This is a genomic window from Bartonella sp. AP11XZML (assembly GCF_042196445.1).
In the GTDB taxonomy this organism is placed as follows: Bacteria; Pseudomonadota; Alphaproteobacteria; order Rhizobiales; family Rhizobiaceae; genus Bartonella.
The window spans coordinates 1-7,496 of sequence record NZ_JBHIQF010000060.1 but is presented as its reverse complement, the minus strand read 5'-3'; the positions used below and the strand labels follow the sequence as shown (position 1 = coordinate 7,496).

10 protein-coding genes and 2 pseudogenes are annotated in these 7,496 nt (G+C 37.1%); 5 read left to right on the top strand and 7 right to left on the bottom strand.

Going from position 1 to position 7,496, the window contains the following annotated elements; genetic code table 11:
- Window positions 1-138: 138 nt before the first annotated feature.
- The 6 genes and pseudogenes from ACFIMG_RS05665 to ACFIMG_RS05640 form a co-directional block, all read right to left on the bottom strand.
- Window positions 139-417: a hypothetical protein gene (locus tag ACFIMG_RS05665; protein WP_375646213.1), complete on the bottom strand. Its 279-nt coding sequence runs from the start codon at window positions 415-417 to the stop codon at window positions 139-141.
- Window positions 414-1,145, bottom strand: a pseudogene (locus tag ACFIMG_RS05660) (phage antirepressor KilAC domain-containing protein). Before ACFIMG_RS05660 ends, ACFIMG_RS05665 begins: the two are co-directional and overlap by 4 nt.
- A gap of 356 nt (window positions 1,146-1,501) precedes the next feature.
- Entirely contained in the window at window positions 1,502-2,230 is a 729-nt protein-coding gene (locus ACFIMG_RS05655; protein WP_375674651.1) for a Rha family transcriptional regulator, read from the bottom strand.
- Between the two features lie 108 nt (window positions 2,231-2,338).
- Window positions 2,339-2,656: an antA/AntB antirepressor family protein gene (locus ACFIMG_RS05650; protein ID WP_375678268.1), complete on the bottom strand. Its 318-nt coding sequence runs from the start codon at window positions 2,654-2,656 to the stop codon at window positions 2,339-2,341.
- Between the two features lie 65 nt (window positions 2,657-2,721).
- On the bottom strand, window positions 2,722-3,057 hold the full coding sequence (locus tag ACFIMG_RS05645; protein ID WP_375678267.1) for a hypothetical protein: 336 nt from the start codon (window positions 3,055-3,057) through the stop codon (window positions 2,722-2,724).
- Window positions 3,058-3,214: 157 nt separating this feature from the next.
- Window positions 3,215-3,832 (bottom strand): helix-turn-helix transcriptional regulator, encoded by a 618-nt coding sequence (locus ACFIMG_RS05640; RefSeq protein ID WP_375613830.1) that lies wholly within the window; start codon window positions 3,830-3,832, stop codon window positions 3,215-3,217.
- Between the two features lie 109 nt (window positions 3,833-3,941).
- On the opposite strand from ACFIMG_RS05640, the gene ACFIMG_RS05635 reads away from it, so the two are divergent.
- A complete protein-coding gene (locus ACFIMG_RS05635; protein ID WP_375678266.1) occupies window positions 3,942-4,193 on the top strand; it encodes a helix-turn-helix transcriptional regulator in 252 nt (83 codons plus the stop codon).
- A 55-nt stretch (window positions 4,194-4,248) separates the two neighbouring features.
- Window positions 4,249-4,653, top strand: coding sequence for a hypothetical protein (locus ACFIMG_RS05630; RefSeq protein WP_375613831.1), 405 nt, complete (start codon window positions 4,249-4,251; stop codon window positions 4,651-4,653).
- On the opposite strand, the gene ACFIMG_RS05625 is transcribed toward ACFIMG_RS05630, so the two are convergent.
- Window positions 4,650-5,525: a hypothetical protein gene (locus ACFIMG_RS05625; protein ID WP_375678265.1), complete on the bottom strand. Its 876-nt coding sequence runs from the start codon at window positions 5,523-5,525 to the stop codon at window positions 4,650-4,652. The genes ACFIMG_RS05630 and ACFIMG_RS05625 overlap by 4 nt on opposite strands.
- Before the next feature lie 27 nt (window positions 5,526-5,552).
- Here ACFIMG_RS05625 and ACFIMG_RS05620 point away from each other — a divergent pair, with 27 nt between their 5' ends.
- From ACFIMG_RS05620 to ACFIMG_RS05610, 3 genes and pseudogenes are all read left to right on the top strand, one after another.
- Window positions 5,553-6,032 carry a crossover junction endodeoxyribonuclease RuvC gene (locus tag ACFIMG_RS05620; protein ID WP_375678264.1) on the top strand — a complete coding sequence of 160 codons (480 nt, stop codon included), beginning with the start codon at window positions 5,553-5,555 and terminating at the stop codon, window positions 6,030-6,032.
- A pseudogene (locus ACFIMG_RS05615) lies at window positions 6,022-7,073 on the top strand (hypothetical protein). The gene ACFIMG_RS05620 and the pseudogene ACFIMG_RS05615 overlap by 11 nt, the downstream one beginning before the upstream one ends.
- A partial coding sequence (locus tag ACFIMG_RS05610) for a hypothetical protein (RefSeq protein WP_375693580.1) occupies window positions 7,015-7,496 on the top strand: 482 nt, incomplete at its 3' end. The pseudogene ACFIMG_RS05615 and the gene ACFIMG_RS05610, both read left to right, overlap by 59 nt.

Genomic DNA, 7,496 nt, shown 5'->3' with positions numbered 1-7,496 from the left:
TAAAAAGCTGTGCACACTCACGTGTCGTTACATATCTATCTCCATCATCAAATATCATCTCATTACCTTTCTCTTTTTTATATTAATTAATCCCCTCCTCGTCCTATAGGACGAGGAGATGAAATCAATTGTTTAAAACTAAGCCGCTTTCGTGACAGGCTTCTGCAAACTCGGATCATAAGCTCGCAACAAAGAATCCATTCTATGGGGCAGCTCTGAATCTCCAAAATCCGTTAAAACTGCTAGAATCTTTGTAATATTTGGAATTTCATCTTGAAGTTTTAAAATCAAAGCTTTTTCTACTATGCTCATGATGTCAACCAAGTCACTACAGTCTTTGTCATCTACGTATTCACAATTGACAAACTGAGACAACGCTATCCACAAATCACATAAAAAGTCGATACTGGTATTCATTGCACACCCCCAAAGATTTGTTCTCTCAAACAAGCCAATCCTCTGGATGTGATTTTTGTTGAAGGGAGTACCTTTTCTGTACCATCTGGTCTTTGGATAGTGATAGCAGGACAGTCCATGAAACCTTTTTTGATTTTATCCTGATAAGGTAACAGAGGCGCCCCTGGAGCCCGTCGATACACCCAATCATGTTTACGCAAGTAATTGGTTAAGTCCTTTGGGCGCACCTCCAACATCTTCCCTGCTTCGATAAGACCGAATAAACCATCAGAGCGTTTTAAACCTTCCAAAGCTTCTGCTTTAGGCTTGAGTGTACTCACCTCATTTCTTAAGTCTTCTAATTGATTGATACTCTCTAAAAGGAGCTGTTTAATCGTAAGAGGATTTTCCAAAGCATTGGCAAGATTTATTTGTGGTGTTGCTACTTGTCTTTCCAATTATTGCCAGCGGTCAATAATCTTTGCTCGTAAAGCAGTGCTGTAACCCGAAACAAGAATTAAACACTCACGTTTGGGAAGATTGTAGCAAGGAAGAGTACGACCTATTGAATCTCTGTAGAATCCTGCAAATTCACTCAGCTCAATTTTGAGCTCAGTAAGTATTTGCCGAATATCCCGCATAACATTCCGATGTTCTTTACCACATAATTCTGCAATTTCACGACTCGACATAGTCTGAGTGGTAGCACTATTAGCAGTGCTTTCTTTAATTTCTATAAGTGTGTTCACTGTGAACTCCTTGGTAATAGAGGTTTTCTATTGACACTCTAAAAGAGTGCCGGGTGCTAGAAAACACGGTACCAAGTCCGTCGTCACACCTTTCCCGTGAGGGTATTGTATAGTGTAACTACACCCGACAAGACCATTATATGCTACAGCATATAATGAGTCAAAATCTTTAATGTTCAGAAGACTGATTATTTCGGCAACCAATCCGCTTGGTATTTTAAGGTGTTTTCTAGGCACCTGATTCGACAATAGACATACTGATAGTATTTTGTCAAATAAAAAATTAAAAAATCGGCGCTTATAAACTATATCGATTTTATCAGTAAATTCGTATTTCTTTTCCATGATTATTTCTCTTAATGCATGCTTTGTCGTTTAAGTTCTTGAGACAACACACCAATTCCTTTTGCTGTGATTTTTGCGCAAGGAATGACCTTTTCTATTCCACTTGCGGTTTGAAATGTGATGGTTGGACAATCCATAAGTTTCTTTTGGATTTTGTCTTGATAAGGAAGCAAATTTCCACCTGCTGCTCGTCTGTAAACCCAACCTTTTTGCTGTAAGAAGAGAATGAACTGTTTTGGTTGCATCTCGAGTATTTTAGCGGCTTCTGTAAGACCGAAGAGTCCATCATGGCGCTGTAAGCTTTCAAGAGCCATTGCCTTTGGTTTTAAATTTGCAATAATGTTATCTTTTTGTTCATTTTCATTTTTGAGATACGTTAAAACACCAAGCATAACTTGAGGACTTGAGTAGTCGATTTGTGGTATTGCTGCTTGCTTTTCTAATTCTTGCCAACGGTCTATAATCCTAGCACGTAATGTCATGCTGTAACCAGAAACTAAAATGAGGCATTCGCGTTTAGGGAGGTTGTAACAGTTTTGGGGCTTACCCTGTTTATCTAAATAGGTGGATCCAAATTTGGATTGACCCCCTTCAGGATATAATTCTCCTAACATTTGTCGAATATCACGCATAATATGCGCATGTTGCTTACCGCATAACTCTGCAATTTCACGACTAGACATGGTTGGAACTGTTGTGTTTTGAAAATTTCTTTCAGATGTTGTGATAAAATTATGCATGCTTCACTCCATTCGTTGTGACAACATTGTCATTGTGCTTGATTTGCTGTCTTAGATGTCTTAAGAAATCTTCTAATGTTTCAGGATTTGAATAATCGATTTTTGAATTTACTTTTTTTCGCATTTCAGAAAATATTCACGCACTTGTTTACCTTTGAGACCAGGTTCACAAATGGCAATGTGTTTTGCTGTGTCTAAAGTGAGAGCATAATCTTTAAAAGGATTTCCACGTGAGGAGTTTGATAATTCTTTAGTAGAAAGTACAAAGTCGACATCTTCTCTAAAGCTAAGTTCTTTAATACAGTTTGTTATCCACTTTCTAAACTCGGTTTTTACCTCTAAAAAGGTATATAAATCACGAGCGCTAATAGTTTGAACCTTTTGATGCTGAATAATATTGTATTGAGTAGCAAGAAGCTTTTCCATTACGAACCTCATGTTGATGGGATTGATGAATGAAAGGGGGCGCTTTTAAATGCGCCCTTCAGAATTTAAAGCACATCACAAGGACGCAAACGGTGTTGTTGTTCGTAAGTACCGTAAATCTCATCATTATATTTTTCGTCTGCGATCTCGTCTAAAAGTTCTTGGTAAACATCACTTTCGCGTACAAAGTCATGAACCTCACTATCCTCATGGAGATGTTCGATATTTTCTTTTACATATGCTTCTGCAATCTCTTCAGAGATATCTTCACAATTATTCTCAGAAGGATTGATGCGAAAGATTTGGATTGCATCAAGTGGTCCAGACTCTGCAATGTGTTGATCTTTATCGTAGGCAACTAATAAAATTTCATTGGAATTTATAAGAATTGGCTTATCCATAATTTTTCCTCCCTAACGCCTCTTGGTGATTGTTTGTGCGTGGTTTGTATAATTACTTATATAACTATAATTATAAAACAGAAAGCAAAAAATTATAAAAAGTTATATTTTTTATAAAAAATATTATAATATCTTGTTGAATAAGAGGGGAGGATAATTAGCGATAAGTCCGAATCATCTTGCTGTAAGAACTTATTGGCAAAATAGCAAATATCTCTCCAACCCACACAATTTTAACATTCTTAATAGGTAAGGCATTCCAAGAAAGCAGATCTATTTCACCATTCATTCCCCTGCTAATCTGCTTTATATATCTTTTATTATCATGTGTTAAAATAACGGCTTCTTTGCCAAAAAAGGATTCTATTGTTTTAATTTGGCGCCGTCTTACGATAACCATATCTCCATCTTTATAGGCTGGAATCATAGAATCTCCTTTAACTTCAAAAGCAACCATATCATCAGGTAAAGCAAAAGGAATTTCTACTTGTTCAAGACCATCTTCAGGGATTTGTTCAAAACTTGGATCTATCTGTGTTCCTGTTCCAATATACCCCATAAGAGGAACAAAAGTTGTGAAGTGATTATCCCCTTTTAGTTCTTTATATAATTCTAAAATGGCATCTCGATTAGAGCCGCGTGGATCAGAATCTTTTAACCACTTAGACACTGAAGCTTGTGTTACGTTTAGCCGTTTGGCTACATCTTCTTGCGTTAAGTTAAACTCGGTCAAAATCTTTTTTAATGTGCTTATAATATTAGATTTATTACTCATACTTCTGCTTACCTTATTTTTTTATCGTTGATAAAGATAATTTTCATTGACTTTATATAACTATAATTATATGAATAAAATAAGACAAAGCTGTAATTGGAGCTTGTAAATGGATCAACGAGAAGATTTTAAGAATTTGACTAAGTCAATACGGGGCAAATTTAATTGGACACAATCAGAAATGGCGAAAATACTTGGTGTAACTCAAGCAGCTGTTTGCAAGTGGGAAAAAAGAGGATCTATCTCCGTAATAAATTATCTCAAGCTGCAAAAGTTGAAGGATAGTTCTAGCCCTATGCCTGCTTTTACTACTTCTCCCACAGAAAAGAATGAACATCAACAGCATCATTCACATTCTTAAAGAAGAAAGATCAGAGATGATAGATGTCCTACAGATCACTATAAGCAAAGTCCAGTTGATTGATCTTGTTAATAAGATTGGACAGGAAACCATATATTATGGTCTCCGTTCGCCTGAAGATGCATGTTTTGAAATAAGGATAGATCCCTCATCAACAGGTTTTCTTGTCTATATGCTGCATAGTATCTTTGCGCGTGATGATAGAAAATATTTCCCGTTATTTCCGTACGATGATTTTAATCAATGGTTTTTATCTGTGTTTACGCAAGCTTTTACAACTTGGTTTGATAATTATTTTTCTCAAGAGTTGTCATCTTTTTATCGCTTAAATGAACTGATCTTGTTTACAGCCTTAGTCAAAAGTAAGCTTGATTTCTTAAGGGATAAACTCATCGAAAAAAGAAAAGAAGAAATTGAATTAATAGATGATGCATGCAGTGTGTGTCTGAATCTGAGTTAATCCAATTTTTTAAAGTCTATGAAGTCGGTTTGTGTCGTTACAGTCATTGTTGTTTCTGGTTTCAATGGGGATGTATGAGTAATGATTAAAGTAACTTGGGCTTTTATATCTTCTTCACGCGCAGCTACAAAAATAAGGATTCCTGTGTACTTATCTTCTGAGGGAGCTATAGAAATATTAACATCGATTTCTTGTCCCGTTCGAAAATCCTTTGCTTTCTCACAGTATCCGGATGATATTGTGTGTGACGTTGGTCTGGCATCAGGATTAACATATGGTGATTGCATTTGCCGCAATCTTATTTCCGGTTTGTATCTAATGCCATATCCAAGAATAAAGCGAGAACCATCTTTTAGCTTTATATTTAAAACGTGGATGACAGTTTGTGCATTGTTTTTTATCTTTAAACAAAGAAGCGTCCACTTGCATTTTGTTGGCAAGTGGGGTCCAGTTATATATATGGAAGGTGGCGTTCCTAAATCCTCTACTCTTTTGTTATCTAACAAAATTTTAATATGTTCTTCTGACCATTTGGCAAGATCTTTTGTCGATATTGCTTGCTCTTTAAAGACTATCGTCTGTTCTTGGCTTTCTGCAAATTGCTTGCTTATCCATTCTTTATCTTCTTCTCGTTTTTTTGCAGCTGTTTCTAAATCATCTTTGCGGATTTTAGCGGCTTCTTTACGGTCTTTATTTCTTAAAATAAGCGCTACTGAAAGAGATCCGATAAATGACAGGAAACCTGTAAGAAATATCTTTATCCATTCTTGTATCATAACTCCCCCCACTTTTTTAGAATCGTTGGGAGGATACTTTTTCAAAAACATTTTTTCAAGACAAGCAATCACAACACGTTCTGTCATAACACACATATAAATACGTAGAGCCTTAAGGGGATTATGATCACTAACGCACAAACCATTTTATGTCTTGATCTAGGGACCAAGACAGGCTGGGCAATATGCGGTGCGGATGGTCACATAACAAGCGATACAGAAGATTTTCAATCACGCCGTTTTGAAGGCGGTGGTATGCGTTATTTACGCTTTAAACGGTGGCTTACTGAACTAAAGAGATCTGTTGATGAAATTGACGCGGTATATTTTGAAGAGGTGCGCCGGCATGTGGGTACAGACGCTTCTCATATTTACGGAGGCTTTCTAGCAACCTTAACAGCGTGGTGTGAACATCATCAGATACCATATGAAGGCATTCCTGTTGCTACCATTAAGAAAGCAACGACAGGCAAAGGAAATGCTTCAAAAGAAGAAATGATTAAGGCAATGCGTGCAAAAGGTCACACGCCTTGTGATGATAATGAAGCAGATGCTTTGGCAATTTTATATTTAACGAAAGAAGGGGATATACATGTCCAGTAAAATACCATGGACAAGACTTTTTGCAGACAAGTGGTTATTTGATCTTGCACATTTGCCTGCGATTGAAGGCAATGTTTATATGCGGTTGCGATTGCAAATGTTGCGTATCAGAGAACCTCTTTTCAATGATGCGCAAATATTATCTCATTTTACTTGCTGTTCAGTAAAAAGGTTTCAAAAGGCATTAGATTATTTATTTAGATCTGGACACATTATCTGTTTAGAAGATGGTCGTTTGTGGAGTTCAGATGTTGAAGAAGAATTAAAAAATTCGGATGAAACTTTAAATAAGTTTGCAGAAAGAGCGCAGAAAGCAGCCAATACGAGGAAACATAAAAATCAAGAAGATTCTTCAAGAAAGCCTCAAGATTCTTTAAGAAGTCTTCAAGATTCTTCAAGAGGGTACAATAACAATAACATATATAATAAAAAACTAATACTATCGCATTAGCAAAAAAAGAAACTGATTTTGAAAATTCAGAAACAATCGATTTGGTTCACGAACCAATCGAGGTTGATGCTGTTGAGAGTCAATCAGAACAAATCGAAACGGTAGCAGATAACCAACCTCCCATTCACGAGCAAGAGAACGTTCCCAAAAAAGCAAAACGAGCGAAAGCTAATCGCGGTTGTCGATTGCCTACGGATTTTGAACCCGATTACGATTTTGCAATCGAAGAGGGCTTTCCTCCAGAGCGTGTCAAAGTCGAAATTGCAAAGTTTCGAGATTATTGGAAAGCCTGTGCAGGAAAGAATGCTATCAAACGTGATTGGCAAGCAACATGGCGTAACTGGGTGCGAAAGGCTATCGAGGATTTAGAGAAAACAAAAAACACGAACAACAATGGTGGAAACAATGGAAATTACACTCAAAAGCAAAAAAGCATTGGGGAGCGTATCGCAGACAGTCTCCTTGATATCGGAAATCGAGGGTATTTTGAAACACATTCATGCGATGATACCTCCGAGCGGTCCGTTTGTTTTGAAGGAAGGCAGCCAATTAACGAAACAGCAGGAATCGATTGCTTTAGAGGCTGGTGATCAATTGCAAGAGCTCTTCGCAGTGAAAGCAGGTAAAGAGGATATAGCAAAAGCAATTCGCATGCTGTCGTGTGGTTTGAAAATAGCACAACAATCAGACCATGAGGGAATGGCGTTGACCTATGGAATGGTTTTGGAAAATGTCTCTGCATGGTCACTGATGACAGTGGTCAAACGGATTTTATGTGATGAAATAAATTGTTTATCCGATACGTTGTTTCCGAGCACACGAGAACTTGTCAGGTTGTGTCGTGATTTGGAAAACGATCTTTTGAGAAAAGTCAATTTTGTACGCAATGCTGTTTTGAGATTCCGTGAAAAGGAGTTGAAAGAACAAGCAGAGAAAGAGCATTCAATGCCTATAACGCTTGTTCACAAGCAAGAGCTTGAAGAAACTTTAAATGGCATTGGTGGGATAATGAA